General features: G+C 61.5%; 19 protein-coding genes. 8 read left to right on the top strand and 11 right to left on the bottom strand.

The window, feature by feature from the left end; translation table 11 throughout:
- Window positions 1-29 precede the first annotated feature (29 nt).
- The 3 genes from rpoN to ptsN all read left to right on the top strand — a co-directional run bounded on the left by rpoN (window position 30) and on the right by ptsN (window position 2,894).
- Window positions 30-1,562 carry an RNA polymerase factor sigma-54 gene (gene rpoN / locus NA8A_RS01685; RefSeq protein WP_009755653.1) on the top strand — a complete coding sequence of 511 codons (1,533 nt, stop codon included), beginning with the start codon at window positions 30-32 and terminating at the stop codon, window positions 1,560-1,562.
- Window positions 1,563-1,787: 225 nt separating this feature from the next.
- Entirely contained in the window at window positions 1,788-2,363 is a 576-nt protein-coding gene (gene hpf / locus NA8A_RS01680) for a ribosome hibernation-promoting factor, HPF/YfiA family (RefSeq protein ID WP_009755652.1), read from the top strand.
- A gap of 66 nt (window positions 2,364-2,429) precedes the next feature.
- A complete protein-coding gene (gene ptsN, locus NA8A_RS01675) occupies window positions 2,430-2,894 on the top strand; it encodes a PTS IIA-like nitrogen regulatory protein PtsN (RefSeq protein ID WP_009755651.1) in 465 nt (154 codons plus the stop codon).
- A 221-nt stretch (window positions 2,895-3,115) separates the two neighbouring features.
- Here the strand turns inward: ptsN and NA8A_RS01670 are convergent, their stop codons facing one another.
- A complete protein-coding gene (locus tag NA8A_RS01670) occupies window positions 3,116-3,373 on the bottom strand; it encodes a BQ00720 family protein (RefSeq protein WP_009755650.1) in 258 nt (85 codons plus the stop codon).
- Window positions 3,374-3,479: 106 nt separating this feature from the next.
- Window positions 3,480-3,905: an Hsp20 family protein gene (locus NA8A_RS01665; protein ID WP_009755649.1), complete on the bottom strand. Its 426-nt coding sequence runs from the start codon at window positions 3,903-3,905 to the stop codon at window positions 3,480-3,482.
- Window positions 3,906-4,019: 114 nt separating this feature from the next.
- Between NA8A_RS01665 and NA8A_RS01660 the strand changes: the two genes are divergently transcribed.
- The gene (locus NA8A_RS01660; RefSeq protein ID WP_009755648.1) at window positions 4,020-4,961 is read left to right on the top strand and encodes a nucleoside hydrolase; all 942 of its coding nucleotides are present in this window, start codon (window positions 4,020-4,022) and stop codon (window positions 4,959-4,961) included.
- 6 nt (window positions 4,962-4,967) lie between these two features.
- Here NA8A_RS01660 and NA8A_RS01655 read toward each other — a convergent pair whose 3' ends face one another.
- The 4 genes from NA8A_RS01655 to NA8A_RS01640 form a co-directional block, all read right to left on the bottom strand.
- Window positions 4,968-5,585 carry a LysE family translocator gene (locus NA8A_RS01655; RefSeq protein WP_009755647.1) on the bottom strand — a complete coding sequence of 206 codons (618 nt, stop codon included), beginning with the start codon at window positions 5,583-5,585 and terminating at the stop codon, window positions 4,968-4,970.
- 55 nt (window positions 5,586-5,640) lie between these two features.
- Window positions 5,641-6,537, bottom strand: a complete 897-nt coding sequence (locus tag NA8A_RS01650) for a ribokinase (protein WP_009755646.1) — start codon at window positions 6,535-6,537, stop codon at window positions 5,641-5,643.
- Between the two features lie 81 nt (window positions 6,538-6,618).
- On the bottom strand, window positions 6,619-7,503 hold the full coding sequence (locus NA8A_RS01645; protein ID WP_009755645.1) for a methylated-DNA--[protein]-cysteine S-methyltransferase: 885 nt from the start codon (window positions 7,501-7,503) through the stop codon (window positions 6,619-6,621).
- Between the two features lie 136 nt (window positions 7,504-7,639).
- Window positions 7,640-8,125 carry a DUF2244 domain-containing protein gene (locus NA8A_RS01640; protein WP_009755644.1) on the bottom strand — a complete coding sequence of 162 codons (486 nt, stop codon included), beginning with the start codon at window positions 8,123-8,125 and terminating at the stop codon, window positions 7,640-7,642.
- A gap of 21 nt (window positions 8,126-8,146) precedes the next feature.
- Between NA8A_RS01640 and nth the strand changes: the two genes are divergently transcribed.
- On the top strand, window positions 8,147-8,887 hold the full coding sequence (nth, locus tag NA8A_RS01635; RefSeq protein ID WP_009755643.1) for an endonuclease III: 741 nt from the start codon (window positions 8,147-8,149) through the stop codon (window positions 8,885-8,887).
- A gap of 62 nt (window positions 8,888-8,949) precedes the next feature.
- The gene (locus tag NA8A_RS01630) at window positions 8,950-9,177 is read left to right on the top strand and encodes a YdeI/OmpD-associated family protein (protein ID WP_040671502.1); all 228 of its coding nucleotides are present in this window, start codon (window positions 8,950-8,952) and stop codon (window positions 9,175-9,177) included.
- Between the two features lie 14 nt (window positions 9,178-9,191).
- Here NA8A_RS01630 and NA8A_RS01625 read toward each other — a convergent pair whose 3' ends face one another.
- Complete coding sequence (locus NA8A_RS01625) at window positions 9,192-10,700, bottom strand: acetyl-CoA hydrolase/transferase family protein (RefSeq protein ID WP_009755641.1); 1,509 nt, start codon at window positions 10,698-10,700, stop codon at window positions 9,192-9,194.
- A 231-nt stretch (window positions 10,701-10,931) separates the two neighbouring features.
- Complete coding sequence (locus tag NA8A_RS01620; protein WP_009755640.1) at window positions 10,932-11,663, bottom strand: sulfate transporter family protein; 732 nt, start codon at window positions 11,661-11,663, stop codon at window positions 10,932-10,934.
- Window positions 11,664-11,828: 165 nt separating this feature from the next.
- On the opposite strand from NA8A_RS01620, the gene NA8A_RS01615 reads away from it, so the two are divergent.
- A complete protein-coding gene (locus NA8A_RS01615) occupies window positions 11,829-12,821 on the top strand; it encodes an adenosine kinase (protein WP_009755639.1) in 993 nt (330 codons plus the stop codon).
- Here NA8A_RS01615 and NA8A_RS01610 read toward each other — a convergent pair.
- The 3 genes from NA8A_RS01610 to hrcA all read right to left on the bottom strand — a co-directional run bounded on the left by NA8A_RS01610 (window position 12,813) and on the right by hrcA (window position 15,543).
- A complete protein-coding gene (locus NA8A_RS01610; RefSeq protein ID WP_009755638.1) occupies window positions 12,813-13,445 on the bottom strand; it encodes a trimeric intracellular cation channel family protein in 633 nt (210 codons plus the stop codon). The genes NA8A_RS01615 and NA8A_RS01610 overlap by 9 nt on opposite strands.
- Before the next feature lie 254 nt (window positions 13,446-13,699).
- Entirely contained in the window at window positions 13,700-14,350 is a 651-nt protein-coding gene (gene grpE / locus NA8A_RS01605; protein ID WP_009755637.1) for a nucleotide exchange factor GrpE, read from the bottom strand.
- A 107-nt stretch (window positions 14,351-14,457) separates the two neighbouring features.
- On the bottom strand, window positions 14,458-15,543 hold the full coding sequence (gene hrcA, locus NA8A_RS01600; protein WP_009755636.1) for a heat-inducible transcriptional repressor HrcA: 1,086 nt from the start codon (window positions 15,541-15,543) through the stop codon (window positions 14,458-14,460).
- Window positions 15,544-15,691: 148 nt separating this feature from the next.
- Here hrcA and rph point away from each other — a divergent pair, with 148 nt between their 5' ends.
- The gene (gene rph / locus NA8A_RS01595; protein WP_009755635.1) at window positions 15,692-16,408 is read left to right on the top strand and encodes a ribonuclease PH; all 717 of its coding nucleotides are present in this window, start codon (window positions 15,692-15,694) and stop codon (window positions 16,406-16,408) included.
- The last annotated feature ends 13 nt before the right edge of the window (window positions 16,409-16,421 follow it).

The raw sequence follows: 16,421 nt of genomic DNA, 5'->3' as shown, positions 1-16,421 counted from the left end.
TGTCGCCGGAGGCAAAAGGGGCCTTTTCCATGGTGCTTGCACCGAAACTTCATCTGCGTCAGACGCAATCGCTCGTGATGACGCCACAGCTCCTGCAGTCGATCAAGCTCCTGCAGATGACGCATCAGGAGCTGGAGCGTTTTCTCGACGCAGAGATCGAGCGCAATCCGCTGCTTGAATGGCGAGACGATAGCGCGACGCAGGAAGCGCGCGATGAAAGTCCGGAGTGGAGCAAGGACAGCGACACCGCCTCCACGAATAGCGCGGAGGGGATTTCTGACCGCCTCGACGCGTCTCTGGAAAATCTCTTTCCCGACGATCCCGGTACCCATGACCGCATCGGGCCCGACCTTTCCGCGCAATGGAAATCGGCTGGGGGCAATGGTCTTCAAGCGGCAGGCAGCGGCGGCTCCTACGATCTGGAGGCAACGACCGCGGCAAGCGTCACGCTGCGCGATCATGTGAACGAGCAGATCGCGCTCGCGTTTTCTTCTCCCGCACGTCAGATCATGGCTCATGAGCTGGCGGAGGGCCTCGATGAAGCCGGCTACATGCTTGCCGATCCGGACGAGATGGCCGCACGCATCGGCGCCCACCGCGCGGCCCTCGACGAGGTTCTGACCGTTTGCCAGACCTTCGATCCGCCGGGGCTGTTTGCGCGCAGCCTTTCGGAATGCCTTGCCCTTCAATTGATCGCGCGGGACCGCTACGACCCGGCGATGCGCGCCATGGTGGAAAATCTGGAGCTGCTCGCCAAGCGCGATTTCCAGACGCTTGGCAGGCTTTGCGGGGTGGATTCGGAAGATCTCGCGGACATGCTGGCCGAGATTCGCACCCTCGACCCCAAGCCCGGCATGGCATTTTCCTCCGGCACGGCAGATCCCATCGTTCCGGATGTGGTGGTGAAAGCTGCCAATGACGGCAGCTGGGCGGTGGAACTCAATCCTGAAACCCTGCCGCGGGTTCTCGTCAACGAGCCCTATTTCGCAGAGGTTTCAGCGCATGCGCGCGAAACCGACCGGCAATTTCTCTCCGAGTGCCTGCAAAGCGCCAACTGGCTCACCCGCAGCCTGGATCAGCGCGCCCGCACCATCTTGAAGGTCGCATCCGAGATCGTTCGGCAGCAGGACGCCTTTCTCATCCATGGGGTCAGCCATCTTCGGCCGCTGAACCTGCGGACGGTCGCGGAGGCCATCGGCATGCACGAATCGACCGTGAGCCGTGTTACCGTCAACAAATATATGATGACCCCGCGCGGCACGTTCGAACTCCGCTATTTCTTTTCCTCCGCGCTCGCTTCAGCGGATGGAGGCGATGCTCATTCTTCGGAAGCGGTGCGCGAGCGCATTCGCCACCTCATCGACAATGAGGAACCGGGCGCCGTTCTTTCGGATGATGCGCTTGTGGATATCCTCAACCGGGAGGGCATCGACATCGCCCGGCGCACCGTCGCCAAGTATCGGGAAGCGCTCAATATTCCCTCCTCGGTGCAGCGCAGACGGGAAAAAAGAATGCTCGCCGCGGCCGCCGGAGGCTCCACCGCAATGGCCCGCACGGCCTGAGCTTCGCCCAAGCCTTGATTGACATTCCCCCGTGAAGCCACTAGAAGCCCGCCCGCATAGGCCTTCGAGCCGGAAACGGCTTTGACTTTTCTGCGATAAGCGCCAATCTGAGAAGGAGATCGCGGTCGAAACGAAGTTCACAATCCGCCGCGGCACCTTGTACATGCAGAGCACACGTATAAACTCTCATCGTTCGATGTCTGATCAGGAAAGGGCTGTCTTCAGATGAGCTTACGCATTTCTGGCAAGCACATGGACATCGGCGACGCATTCCGTTCCCGCATCGAAGAGCGGATCGGGGAAGCTGTCGATAAATATTTCGACGGTGGTTTTGGCGGTCGCGTTACGGTCGAGAAGTCGGGTTCGCGCTTCTCCGCCGATTGTATGGTCCATCTGGATACGGGAATGGTGCTCCAGGGCACCGGACAGGCACAGGATCCGCAGCAGGCCTTCGAGGCCGCGGCAGAGCGGGTCGAGAAGCGGCTGCGCCGCTACAAACGCCGTCTGAAATCCCATAACATCAGCCAGACCATCGATCCGATGGATATCGCCTACCGTGTCATGGCGCCGGTTGCCGACGAGGAAGACGAGGTTCCGGAGGATTATGCTCCGACCGTCGTCGCCGAATCGAAGATGCCGCTGCAGACCATGTCGGTGGCATCCGCCGTGATCGAGCTCGACACCAAGGACAATCCGGTTTTCGTGTTCCGCAATGCTGCAAGCAATGAAGTGAACATCGTCTACCGGCGCGCCGACGGCAATATTGGCTGGATCGACCCGTCGACGGTTGCGCACGCATAAGTTCCGTGCCCGCGTCAGCGCCGGCCTGGATGCCGGCGAGCAGACAAAAGCAAAGGATGCATAGACATGGATCTTAGCGATCTGATCGAGCCGAAGGCTGTTGTCCCGGCGTTGAAGGCCAATTCCAAGAAGCAGCTGCTGCAGCTGCTCGCGGAAAAAGCCGCCGCCGTGACCGGCCTGCCCGAGCGGGAGGTGTTCGATACGATTCTCCAGCGTGAGCGTCTCGGCTCTACCGGTGTGGGCAACGGCATTGCCATTCCTCACGGCAAACTTCCCGGAATTCAGCGCATTACGGGCGTGTTCGCCCGTTTGGAGACACCGGTCGACTTCGAGGCCATCGACGATCAGCCGGTTGACCTCGTGTTCCTGCTGCTTGCCCCCGAGGGGGCCGGTGCCGACCATCTCAAGGCCTTGTCGCGAATTGCCCGCGTGCTGCGCGACGCCGACACGGTGGCCAAGATTCGCGGCACCAAGGACGCGGCAGCAATACACAGCTTCCTCGCGGAGACGCCGGCGTCCAACGCCGCCTGATACCTGCAGGCGCGAGCCTGAACTTACGCCCCCTGTGCCTGGAAGTCGGTGCTGAGCGCCCGTACAGGGCCGGAGGACTGCGCCTGCTCGTCGATGCCCTGCGATTGCCGGAATTGGCAAAGAAGCTTGATCGGCCCCACACGATATCGTGCTGTGGCCCTCTGGGGCGGCGACGGGTCACGCCGCCCGGCATCGCGCCGCCTTGCGGCGGCGCCGGTCGGTCAATGCAGGCTGACCGTTTCCAGGTCGTTCTGGAAGGCACCTGCCAGTGCCGTGTCGCGAGCGTCGGCCAGAAGGATGGGCTGGCCATTGGCCGCAAACAACGCCCATAAGCGCGTTCCTGGAACCAGGTTCGGCATGCCGGGGAACTTGCCCTGCAAATCCTCGGCGCTCATTTCGCGCATATAGGCCACAGCGCCCTCGCCCATATGGGCAAGCTGCTGTTCGGAGATTTCGATCTTGTGTTCAAGTTCGGTCATGTAAGCCTCCTTGACGCAGGCGTTTCCTCAGGAAACCAACCCGCTGAAGAGCCCAAGGTTCCGGCCGGGTCAGCCCGTCCGGTTTCCTCCCATCGAGACCAGTGTCTCAGTCTTTCACCGAAATGTTTATTTTTTGTACCATCCGTTCCGGCTCCGGACGGTCAAGGTCGACGGAGAGAAGCCCGTTCTTCAAATCCGCACCGAGCACCCGCATGCCTTCGGCCAGCACGAACATGCGCTGGAACTGGCGCGCGGCGATGCCGCGATGCAGGAATTCCCGCTCGCCCTCCTCGGACTGACGTCCACGGATGATAAGCTGATTCTCCTCGGTCGTAACGTCGAGGTCTTCAGCGCCAAAGCCTGCCACGGCAAGCGTTATGCGCAATTTCTCGCCTCGACCGTCCTCGGCACGGATGCGCTCGATATTATAAGGCGGGTAACCATCGCCTGACTTGGCGATCCGCTCGAGCGTCTTTTCCATACTATCGAACCCGAGAAGCAGGGGATTCGAAAAAGGCGTCATACGCGTCATTTTGCTTTGTCCTCAAAGAGCGACGTGGTTAGAAGGAGACCCGTTCGGCATCGCCTTCCTGACCATTGATATGGTCTTTGAAAATCCGCGTTTCAAGCACTTTGGAGCCACCGCATGACGGCAGCCCGCAAGATCATCATCGACACCGATCCGGGTCAGGACGACGCCCTGGCGATCCTGTTGGCCCTGGCCAGCCCCGAACTCGAAGTGCTCGGCATCACGGCCGTAGCAGGAAACGTGCCGCTCGCGTTAACCCAGAAGAACGCGCGCAAGATCTGCGAACTCGCTGGCCGACCCGAAACGCGCGTTTTTGCAGGCGCTGCGCGCCCTCTCCTGCGAAAACTCGTGACGGCGGAAGAAGTGCATGGGCGAACCGGCCTTGACGGGCCGGACCTCCCGGAACCCCGGATGCCGCTGCAGGACACCCATGCCGTCGATTTCATCATCGAAACGCTGCTGAACCAGGCGGAGAAATCCGTCACGCTGTGCCCGCTCGGGCCTCTCACCAATATCGCCCTCGCCCTGTCGCGTGCCCCGGAGATTGCACCGCGCATCCGCGAGATCGTGCTGATGGGTGGCGGCTTCTTCGAAGGCGGCAATGTGACGCCGGCAGCGGAATTCAACATCTATGTGGACCCGCATGCCGCGGATATCGTGCTACAGGCCGGCATACCACTGGTCATGATGCCGCTCGACGTGACGCACAAGGCGCTGACCACGCGCAAACGGCTGACGGCCATCCGCGCGCTCGGCACCCCTGTGGCACTGGCCGCCGCACAGCTTCTCGACTTCTTCGAACGGTTCGACGAGGAAAAATACGGCACCGATGGTGGGCCGCTGCACGATCCTTGCGTGATCGCCTATCTCATCAAGCCCGAGCTTTTCGGTGGAAAGAGCTGCAATGTGAGCGTCGAGACCGGCTCGGAACTCACCATGGGCATGACGGTGGTCGACTGGTGGCGCGTTACCGAACGTCCGCACAACGCCCTGGTGATGCGGGATATCGATGCGGATGGTTTCTTCGCGCTTCTTACCGAGCGGCTCAGCCGCTTGTGAAACCGCTCAGCGCGAGCGCGAAAGAGCGATCCACAGACCGCCGCCCATCAGGAAACCTCCGCCAAGGCGGGTAAACTGGCGAACCCGGCGTGGCGTGAGACGCTGGCCGATCCGGCCGGAAGCGATAGCATAGCCGCCATCGGAAAGTGCTGAAAAGGAAAGCGCCGTGGCGCCCATTATGGCGATCTGCAGGGCGTGATTGGCCGTGGGATCGATGAATTGGGGCAGCAGTGCCCCAAAGAAAAGCAATTGCTTGGGATTACCCATCGAGACGAAAAACCCCTGAAGGAAAAACCCGCGGCGCGGTGTGCGAACCGTCAGGCTTCCATCCTCCGTCTCACGGCCTGCCCGAATCATCTTCCAGCCAAGCCAGCACAGATAGGCCGCACCCAGAAGCTTGATCCACTCGAACCAGTGGCCTGCCATCTCGATCAGGGAGGTGAGGCCAATGCCGGCAATCGCGATCATGATCGACAGGGAAACCAGTGTCCCGGCGACGTTGAGCACCCCCGCGCGAACGCCGTGGCGCATTCCGTTTGCGACAATCAGCATATTGGTGGGACCGGGTATGACGGTCGCCACGAAACAAACGATCACATAGGCCGTGTAGGTTTCCAGGGACATCCGCTTTGTCCTCCCACGCGCAGGATACACCGGCGCACAACCGCGTCCAGCCCGCTCAGGCGAGCGCGGCGTCGACCTCGGCCCGATGCGGGATGGCCGGCTGGGCACCGGGCTTCAGGCAGGCAAGCGCACCCGCAACAGCTGCCTGGCGCAAAGACTGCTCCAACCCATGCCCGCTGGCGAGTTGAGTGGCCAGATAGCCGCAGAAGGTATCTCCTGCCCCTACCGTATCGACCGGATCTATCCGGATCGTTGGCACACTCAGGAAGGTTTCTGGCGTAGCAGCCCAGACGCCGTCGGCTCCGAGCGTCACGATGACGGTTCGCCCTGTTCTCACGCTGAAATCGCACATCCGTGCCTGCCGGTCGTTTCCCTTCAATGCGAGGGCATCCGCATAGAGATCGAACTCCGTCTCATTGGCGATGACATAGTCGGCATCTCCAAGAAGCGAAGCGGCCTCCTCGCGATAGGGCGCTGTGTTGAGAAGCGAGACCGCCCCCGCGCTCCGCACGGCGCGCAGCGCAGCATCCACGGTGGCAATCGGAACCTCAAGCTGCAGCAAAACATGATTGCCTGGCGATAGCGCCGCCTGCCGGACATGAAGCGGCGAAACCTCGGCATTGGCGCCGGGAACTACGGCAATGGTGTTCTCACCGCTGCGCTCCACCAAAATATGCGCCGTGCCTGTCGCCGTCTCCGCGCGGTGCAGGCCAGACAGCCCCACTCCCGCGCCCTTGAGCAGGGCGAGGGCCTCTTCGGCGAAGGCATCGTCTCCGACCGCCCCCACCATGCGCGTGGCAGCGCCTGCCCGGGCGGCGGCCAGCGCCTGGTTCGCACCCTTTCCGCCTGGGGCTGTCACGAAATCTCTTCCCGGAACCGTTTCACCCGGCTTGGGAAGTCGCTCGACCGCGACGATCAGATCGAGATTTATGGAGCCAATGACGACGATCAACTGAAGCCTCCCGCACGGTTTTGCAGGACGCTAGAACATTTTCAGGCCAGATGGAATCCGTCCGCCGGCTTTGCACCGATCTCAATCGGCCTTGACGAGCTGGCCGGCTTCCCAGCCAAGCATGGCGCGCTTGCGCGTCAGCCCCCAATGGTAACCTGTCAGCGCGCCGGACTTGCCGACCGCGCGGTGGCAGGGAACGACGAAGGAAATGGGATTGGCCCCGATCGCAGCACCCACGGCCCGCGCGGCCGAGGGCTTGCCTATGCCGGTGGCGATGTCGGAATAAGCCCGCGCACGCCCCATGGGTATCTTCAACAACGCGTCCCAGACCTGCACCTGAAAATCGGTGCCTATCAGAACCACCTTGAGCGGTTGGTCGGCCCGCCAGCGAGCGGGTTCGAAAATGCGCGCGGCGTAGGGCGCGGTCGCGGAAAGATCTTCCACGAAACCGGCATTCGGCCAGCGCGAGGTCATGTCTTCCAGCGCCTCGCGCTCGCCACCGACATCGCAAAAGGCAAGGCCGGCAAGACCGCGATCCGTGACCATGACCAGCGCCAGGCCGAAAGGCGAGACATGAAAACCATAGCGCATCGTCAGGCCTGCACCGCGCGACTTGTACTCGCCCGGGGAAATCGCCTCGTGCGTGACAAAAAGATCGTGCAGACGACCAGGTCCCGACATGCCCAATTCGAAAGCCGTATCGAGCAACGGCAAGCCCGAATCCAGAAGCCGGCGAGCATGATCGAGTGTCACGGCCTGTAAGAAGGCCTTCGGCGAAAGCCCCGCCCAGCGGGTGAAAAGCTTCTGCAGGCCCGTGGGCGTGTCGCCCACCTCGGCTGCGAGCGCCTCCAGAGAGGGCTGATCGCGATAATCGAGGCTGATTTTTTCCACCACGCGGCGAACGATCTCGTAGTCTCCACCGTCCGGCGTCACATCCTTCTGCAACAGGGCTGTCGGCATATTCATGGCGTTTACTCCCGGCCGTCTGGGGCCACTTCACGCACTTTCGTTTCGCAAGGATCGAAACGGCAATGCGCATATTGAGATGTTGAACGCCAATATCCTTCGCCGGCAGTGCTTTCGCCACCCGATTCTTGACTTGTCAGCGCCCCTTGGCCGTGGCGAGGGCCTGTCCGAAAGCCATGGCAAAGCTCTCCCTGTCGTCGGGATTGAGGAAGCTGCCAATCGACACGCTTTCGCCGCGCATTTCGACCGCCATGTCGGTGATGCCGATCTCATCATGACGGTTGATGCGGAAGCGCGCCCAGAACGGATTGAAATGATGCTCCACCGCCCTGCCCGAAGGCGGCACCTTGCGGATGTCGAGGCTGGTCCGCGACAGACGCACTTCCTCCCGCACGCGCGCAGCACGATAATTCAGGCGAAACGCGACATAAATCGCCAGAACATCGAGCCCGAAGAAGCCGAAAATCGGCCAGGCGCCGATTTTCAGGAAAAGCGCCCCTACGCTGATCCATATGAGCAGCAGCGTGCCCATCAGGATCGCAAAGCCGCGCCCGCTCAGGGAGCGATACGGCGTCAGCAGCGCCTGGAAGACCGGCGTGTCTGCGGTGTTTGTTTCGGACATGAACCCGATTATAGAAGGCGCATGGAAAAGCCCAAGAAGAAAATTGCCGCGCCGCAAAAGAGGCCCCGGCCCCGCAAGCCGAAAACCGCCTATTCGCCCGAGGAGATTCACGAGATCTTCCGCCGCTTCTCGGTGCAACGGCCCGAGCCCAAGGGCGAGCTGGAGCATGTGAACGCCTTCACGCTGCTTGTTGCTGTGGTGCTTTCGGCCCAAGCCACCGATGCGGGCGTGAACAAGGCAACACGTGCTCTCTTCAAGGTGGCCGATACGCCGGAGAAAATGCTGGCGCTCGGCGAGGCAAAGGTCGGAGACCATATCCGCACCATCGGGCTATGGCGCAACAAGGCCAAGAACGTCATCGCGCTGAGCGAAGCGCTCATCCGCGATCACGGCTCGCAGGTGCCCGACAGTCGCGATGCGTTGACCACCCTGCCCGGCGTTGGCCGCAAGACGGCCAATGTGGTGCTCAACATGGCCTTCGGCCAACCCACCATGGCGGTGGATACGCATATCCTGCGCATCGGCAACCGCATCGGCCTTGCCCCCGGCAAGACACCGGAGCAGGTGGAAGCCATATTGGTGCGCATCATTCCGGCAGAGTATATGCGCCACGCTCATCACTGGCTGATCCTGCACGGGCGCTATGTTTGCAAGGCACGCAAGCCTGACTGCCCGGCCTGCGTTATCGCGGATATCTGCAAATCGGCAGAAAAGACCACCGCCATTCCCGCCCCTCTCGTGGAGATTCAAGCCACCGCGTGAAGCCATCTTCGCCGAGCGGCTCTCCGCTGGCACCGCGGACTTAGGGTGTGATAGTTTCACGCATGGCTTTGCAACGCACTCTCAACCCAATGCCCGACTTCGTGCGCAAGGCGCTCGATGATGAGGGCTTGCGCAGCGCCTATGAGGCCAGGCCCGATTATCAGAAGAACGATTATCTGGGCTGGATCGTCCGAGCCAAACGGCCCGAGACGCAGGCAAAGCGCCTCCGGCAGATGCTCGACGAACTCACAAGCGGTGGCGTCTACATGAAGATGCGCTGGAACGGCTGACCGCCAAAAACCTGTCAGGGCATCATCGACCCGGTATCCATGAACCTTTGATGCCAGGAGAGCGCTTCGCCGGGCAGGGTCGGAGCGTGCTGGCCATAGGACCCTTTCCTGGCTCGCGCGAAATAATCCTGAAGCGCAGGCCGATAGTCGGGGTGGGCGCAATTGGCGATGATCAGCTCCGCGCGCTGCCTGGGCGCGAGCCCGCGCAGATCCGCCAGCCCCTGCTCGGTGACGATCACCTGAACGTCCTGCGAGATATGGTCGACATGGCTGGCCTGCGGGACGATGGCGGAAATCTTTCCGCCCTTGGCGGTGGAAGGCGTCATGAAAATCGACACATAGGCGTTGCGCGCGAAATCTCCCGATCCGCCAATGCCGTTCTGGATGCGCGATCCCATGATGTGGGTGGAATTCACATTGCCATAGATGTCGGCCTCGATAAGACCGTTCATTGCAAGACACCCCAAACGCCGCACCAGTTCGGGATGATTGCTGATTTCCTGCGGACGCAGGATCAGCTTGTCGCGGAAGGCGCCGGCATTGTCGTTGAAGCGTTTGGCAGCCTCCGGGCTCAGCGAGAATGCGGTGGCGGAAGCCATGCGCAATTTCCCGGCTTCCAAAAGGTCGAGCATGCCGTCCTGCACCACTTCCGTGAAGGCGGTGAGATTTTCGAACGGAGCATCCATCAGGCCGGTCAGAACCGCATTGGTGACATTGCCGACGCCCGATTGCAGCGGCAGCAGCTCCTTCGGCAAGCGGCCCCGCGCAACCTCATGACGGAAGAACTCCAGAAGGTGACCGGCGATCGCCTCGGCCACGGCATCCGGCTCGGCGAAGGGCAGATTGCGATCGGGTGTGTCCGTCTCGACAATGGCGACGATCTTTTCGGGATCGCAGCGAAAATGCGGCTCACCGATGCGGTCGTCGGGATTGACCAACGGGATCGGCTTGCGATGCGGCGGCAAAGCCGTGCCGTAATAGATGTCGTGCATGCCGTTCAATGCCTCGCTCTGCCAGCGGTTGACCTCAAGGATCACCTGCTTGGCCTGATCGAGCCAGGTCTTGTTGTTGCCGATGGAGGAGGACGGGATCAGCGTGCCATCGGCCGTTATTCCTGAAATTTCGACCACCGCCGTATCGAGAGGACCAAGAAAGCCCTGCCAGGCCATCGGTGCGACCTGGCTCAGATGCAGGTCGAAATAGTTCATCTCGCCGGAATTGATCTTCTCGCGCGCAATGGGATCGGAATTATAGGGCAGGCGGAATTCGATACCGTCGGCCTTGGCGAGCGCACCGTCGAGTTCCGGACCCGTGGACGCCCCGGTCCAGACGCGGACGCGGAAGGGATTGCCTGCGGCATGTTCCGCCTCGATGCGGGCGGCCAGCGCCATAGGTACCGATTTCGGATAACCGGAACCGGTAAAGCCGCTCATGCCGACCGTCGTTCCATTGGCGATCAGGGAAGCGGCATCCTCGGGGCTCATGATTTTCGAGCGCAGGCGATCATTGGCGATACGATTCATGGTCTTCACTGTGTCCTCCGCAGCCGCCCGTGGGAGATCAGACGACCAGACTGAAAAGAAACCCGCCGGCTTTCTGACAAAGAAATGTCCATCCGGCGATGCGGCAAAGAGCCCGCCGGAACAGGGCGGAACCCGTTGGGCCGGGGCAGAATCACCTCAACGCGGGCAAGATGTTCTAGCCTCTCGGAGCGCGTTTGTTTTTCGTTCCAAAGTATGAGGAGCGGTCAAAGGTCAGGAGGTTTCCAGAGCATCCCGGACGCGCGCGCCTTCGGTAGCCGAGATCATCTTGTGGAGGTGCACCATCATCGCGGCTGCGAAAAGCGGCGTCAGAAGATTAAGCAGGGGCACGGCAAGAAAGGCCGCGATCACCAGGCCCGCGAGGAAGATCGTGCCGGCATTGCGCCGACGCAGTGCCTTCGCCTCCGCTTCGGTGCGGAAGCGCATAGCCGCGAACTCGAAGAACTCACGACCCAGCAGATAGCCATTGACCATAAAGAAGGCGAGCATGTTGACGCCCGGCACAAGGAGCAGAAGCAGGGCGACGATGTTGCCGAGCACGACCACGCCGAAGAACTTGATCGACATGACAATTGCCGGAACGATCGGCAGCGCCTTGCCGGGCGGATCCTGCGGGTAGTCCTCGCGCTCGACCACGGCGGCGACATCATCGAGGAAGAGACCGGCAATGATGGCCGTAACGGGAGAGATGAGAAGCGCCAGCCCCAGAGCGAGGCCAAGGCCGGCGGCAATTGCCGCCACAAGGCCGACCCATCCGACCCAAACAGGCAGATCAGGGAACAGCGCATCGAACCATGGCAGCGCCATATATTCGAACAATTCCTTCGCACCGAGCCAGAGACCGGCAAGGACCAGTAGCGTCAGACCGAGCGTCTTGAAGAAGACGCTGCGGAATTCCGCCGAGAACAGGCGGCTCATGGCGGCGCGGGCTGCTTCAAGGATCATTCGGTCTGGTGCCCCTTGGCTGTTTTCCTGCATCCGAGATAGGAAGGCTTGGGGCTGCCCGCAAGCCGAAAGGCCCCTGTCTTTGGCTTGCAAATCCCCGTCAAGGCGCTAAACCGCTCCCGCCAGAAGCCAATACATCTTCCCAATCAATCTGGAGAACCGATCTTGAGCGAATATGACGTGCTGTGCATCGGCAACGCCATCGTCGATATCATTGCCCGCTGCGACGAAGCCTTTCTTGAAGACAACAAGATCATCCGTGGCGCCATGAACCTGATCGATGTGGATCGCGCGACATTGCTCTACGACCGGATGGGACAGGCGGTGGAAACGTCCGGCGGCAGCGCCGGGAACACTGCCGCGGGTGTGGCGGGACTTGGCGGGACAGCGGCCTATTTCGGCAAGGTCTCCAACGACACGCTCGGAGAAATCTTCACGCACGATATCCGCGCGCAGGGTGTCGCCTTCGACACGACGCCGCTCGAGGGACATCCGCCCACGGCGCGTTCGATGATCTTCGTGACGCCGGACGGCGAACGCTCAATGAACACCTATCTCGGGGCCTGCGTCGAACTTGGGCCTGACGACGTGGAAGAAAACAAGGCCCGTGGCGCCAAGGTCACCTATTTCGAAGGCTATCTGTGGGATCCGCCGCTTGCGAAAGAGGCGATCCGCAAGACCGCGGATTTTGCCCATGCGGCCGGCCGCGAAGTCTCCATGTCGCTTTCCGATCCCTTCTGCGTCGACCGTTACCGCGGTGAGTTTCTGGAGCTGATGCGCTCGGGCCGCGTCGACATCGTGTTCGCGAACGAACATGAATTGCTTTCGCTCTACCAGACCTCGTCCTTCGACAGCGCTCTCGAAGCCATCCGCAAGGATTGCAAGCTGGCTGCCGTGACCCGTTCGGAAAAGGGCTCGATCATCCTCAAGGGGGAAGAAACCGTTCCGGTGGATGCTGTGAAGGTCGACGATTTGGTGGATACGACCGGAGCGGGAGACCTCTATGCAGCGGGCTTCCTTTATGGCTACACCAACGGGCTAAGCCTGCTCGACAGCGGCAAGCTGGGCTCCTTCGCGGCTGGCCTCATCATCCAGCAGATCGGCCCGCGCGCCAACAAGGATTTGCGCTACGAAGCCCAGCAGGCAGGCCTATTGTAGCTCTTCCGGGGGGCGCCCCGGGCGGGGCCTGTAGCGTGGAATGGTCCATCCGTAGCGAATAGCACCGCCGCGCACCAGAAATGCGGCGGCAAAGGCCACAAGGGCGGCTATCGTTCCGTCCACGCCGGCAATATCCATTCCGGTAAACACGGCCGCCCCCACCAAAGCAGCGCTGACATAGACTTCGGGGCGCATGAGCACGGAAGGCTCTCCCGCCACCACGTCACGCAGGACACCGCCAAAGGTGGCCGTCAGAATGCCGGTCACCAGCGCCACCGTGGCGGACCCCGAAGCCACAAGGCCCTTGGCTGCCCCGAGAACGGAGTAGGCGGCCAGTCCCACCGCATCGAACCACAGAAGCAGCCGGTAGCGATATTCCACCATGGGCGCGGTGAAGAACACAAGCACGGCCACCAGCGCACAGATCACGATATAAGTGGGATTGAGAATCCAGAAGACGGGCGCATCGATGATCAGATCGCGCAGGGTGCCTCCCCCCATGCCCGTGATGCCGGCGAGGAAGATAAACCCGATCAGGTCCAGTTCCTTGCGCGAGGCCGCCAAGGCCCCTGTGGCAGCGAAGACGGCGATGCCCGAATAATCGAGAAGCAGCAATGGATTCATCGGGTTCCTCCGCCGGAACGCCTCGCCATTTCCCGGAAGGAAAAACAGCGTCATCCCGACCACGGGATGCACAGCGTCTCAACTGGATAGCCGAGGGGCCGCCCATTGGGAAGCGGGACGAGGGAAAAGCAGGCCGTACTCGAGCCTGCGGGTTTTTTGCTACAGGCGGACGTCAGATGCATTCACCTGACCGCCGCATGTTCAATATCCCGCAAGCTCTCCGGCTTTAAACCTCGCTCAATCGTGAACGGGGATCAGGCGTCCCGCTCAGCCTGCGGATTGGGCGGGCCCGGCTCGGCAGCGGCATTCTCGCCGTTCTTGACGGCAGCGACTTTGGGTCCACCCTTGGCAATGCCGACCATGGCCGGGCGCAGCACGCGCTCGCCGATCACATAGCCGCGCTGGGCGACCTGAACCACGGTTCCGTCCGGCTTGGTCGGGTCCGGAACTTCATACATGGCCTGATGAAAATGCGGATCGAAACGCTCACCCTGCGGGTCGATGGGCTTCACGCCATGGCGTTCCAGCGCCGAAAGCATGGAACGCTCCGTCATCTCGACGCCTTCCATCAATGCCTTCAGGCCGGAAGCATCTGCAGCCAGGGCTTCAGCCGGAACGGCCTCGAGCGCGCGATTGAGATTATCGGAAACCTGAAGCATGTCGCGGGCAAAGGCCGCGATGGAATAGGCCCGCGCCTCCGTCACGTCGCGCGCGGTGCGCTTGCGCAGATTTTCCATCTCCGCGGCGACGCGCAGGGCACGATCCTTCAGCTCTTCGTTTTCCTTGGCAAGGCGCACCAGAACGTCTTCTTCCGTGACGCCCTCGGCACCGGGAGTTGCGTTCACATCCTGCTCTTCCGGGTTCGCGGAGCCGGTCATGTGGTTGTCCTTAGCCTCATTGGTCATGGCAGTCCGTCTGTTTCTTCATGATTGTTCGGTGATTGCGCCCGATATCGATGTTCGCGACGGCAAAATCAAGAGGCGGGCCTCTCAGGAACCAATCCGCCGACAGATCAGCGGAGCATGCTCCCCACCATCTGCGCCGTATAGTCGACCATGGGCACGATGCGTGCGTAGTTGAGCCTCGTCGGACCGATGACGCCCAGGGCGCCGATCACCCGCGACTCCTGATCACGGTAGGGGGCGACCACGAGCGATGAACCCGAAAGGGAGAACAGCTTGTTTTCCGAGCCGATGAAAATGCGCACGCCGGCGCCTTCCTCAGCAAGGTCGAGAAGCTGGATCAGGCCTTCCTTCGTCTCCAGATCCTCGAAAAGGCGGCGCAGCAATTCCAGATCGGCCTCGGCCGTGAGGTTTTCCAGAAGGTTGGCGCGCCCCCTCACGATGAGACGCGATGGTTGGCCGGCTTCGCTGCCGGCCCACATGGCAAGGCCTTTTTCGACCAGCGCCTCAGACAAGGTGTCGAGAGCGGTGCGCACCTCTTCGCGCAGCCGCGAGATTTCGGAACGCGCTTCGGCAAGGGTCCGGCCGCGGATATGAGCGTTCAGGAAGTTCGACGCCTCGTGCAATTGCGAAGCGGTGACGCCCGCCGGCAGATCCACGACGCGGTTTTCCACGTCGCCGCCCTGCGAAACCAGGATTGCAAGCCCCTTGCGCGGTTCGAGCTGAACGAATTCGATGTGCTTCAGCGCCATTTCCGACTTCGCCGTCAGCACCACGCCTGCGCCGCGCGACAGGCCGGACAGGAGCTGGCTCGCCTCGGTCAGCATGTGGTCGAGCGAATGGCCGCTGCGCGAAGCTTTCACCTGCGTCTCGATGATGCGCCTTTCATCGTCGGAAAGATCGCCGATTTCCATGAAAGCATCCACGAAGAAGCGCAGGCCCTGCTGGGTCGGCAGCCGGCCCGCCGAAACATGGGGCGCATAGACAAGCCCCAGATGCTCCAGATCGCTCATCACGTTGCGGATGGTGGCAGGCGAGAGCTGCGTGGGAAGCAAACGGGAAAGATTGCGCGAGCCCAAGGGTTCGCCGTCCCGCAGATAGGACTCGACGATGAAACGAAAAATTTCGCGCGAACGCGCATCCAAGGATTGCAGGGTGTTTTCCTGAAGCTCTCTATTCAAGACCGGTTTCGTCATGTTCGACCTCGATGTCTTGAATATAAGCGGCGCGTGGGCGAACACAACCGTCTGAGGGGCCGGCGCACACAGCGTTTTCCTTTGCCTTCAAACGATGCGAAAGCTACAAGCCGCCAACAAGCAGAACACTAGCGGAGAGAAACAGCCCATGCGACCATCGAAACGGGAAGCCGATGAAATGCGCGCCGTCAGCTTCGAGCGCGGCGTCTCCAAACATGCGGAGGGCTCCTGCCTCGTTCGCTTTGGCGACACCCATGTGCTTTGCACGGCAAGCCTTGAGGAGCGCGTTCCTGGCTGGCTGCGCAATTCCGGCCAGGGCTGGGTGACCGCCGAATACGGCATGCTGCCGCGTTCCACAGGCGACCGGATGCGCCGTGAGGCTTCCTCCGGCAAGCAGGGCGGGCGCACACTGGAAATCCAGCGGCTCATCGGCCGTTCGCTCCGCTCGGTCGTAGACCTGCAGGCGCTTGGCGAAAAGCAGGTCACGGTGGATTGCGACGTGCTGCAGGCCGACGGGGGAACCCGCACGGCAGCGATCACCGGTGGCTTCATCGCTCTTTCGGATTGCCTGAGCTGGATGGAAGCGCGCCAGATGATCGTTCGCGACAAGGTTCTCAAGGATCACGTCGCGGCCATTTCCTGCGGAATCTACAACGGCAATCCCGTGCTCGATCTCGATTATGCGGAAGATTCGACGGCACAGACCGATGCGAACTTCGTGATGACCGGCAAGGGCGGCATCGTGGAAATCCAGGGCACGGCAGAAGGTGAACCTTTCTCAGAGGGTGAATTCGCCTCCTTGATGGGACTCGCCCGCAAGGGTATCTCAAGACTCGTCGAACTGCAGAAACTGGCGATCTCCTGAGCTGACACCGAAA

It is taken from the genome of Nitratireductor indicus C115 (genome assembly GCF_000300515.1).
In the GTDB taxonomy this organism is placed as follows: Bacteria; Pseudomonadota; Alphaproteobacteria; order Rhizobiales; family Rhizobiaceae; genus Nitratireductor; species Nitratireductor indicus.
Note: the sequence above shows the minus strand (reverse complement) of the source record. Positions and strands in the feature narration are given on the sequence as shown.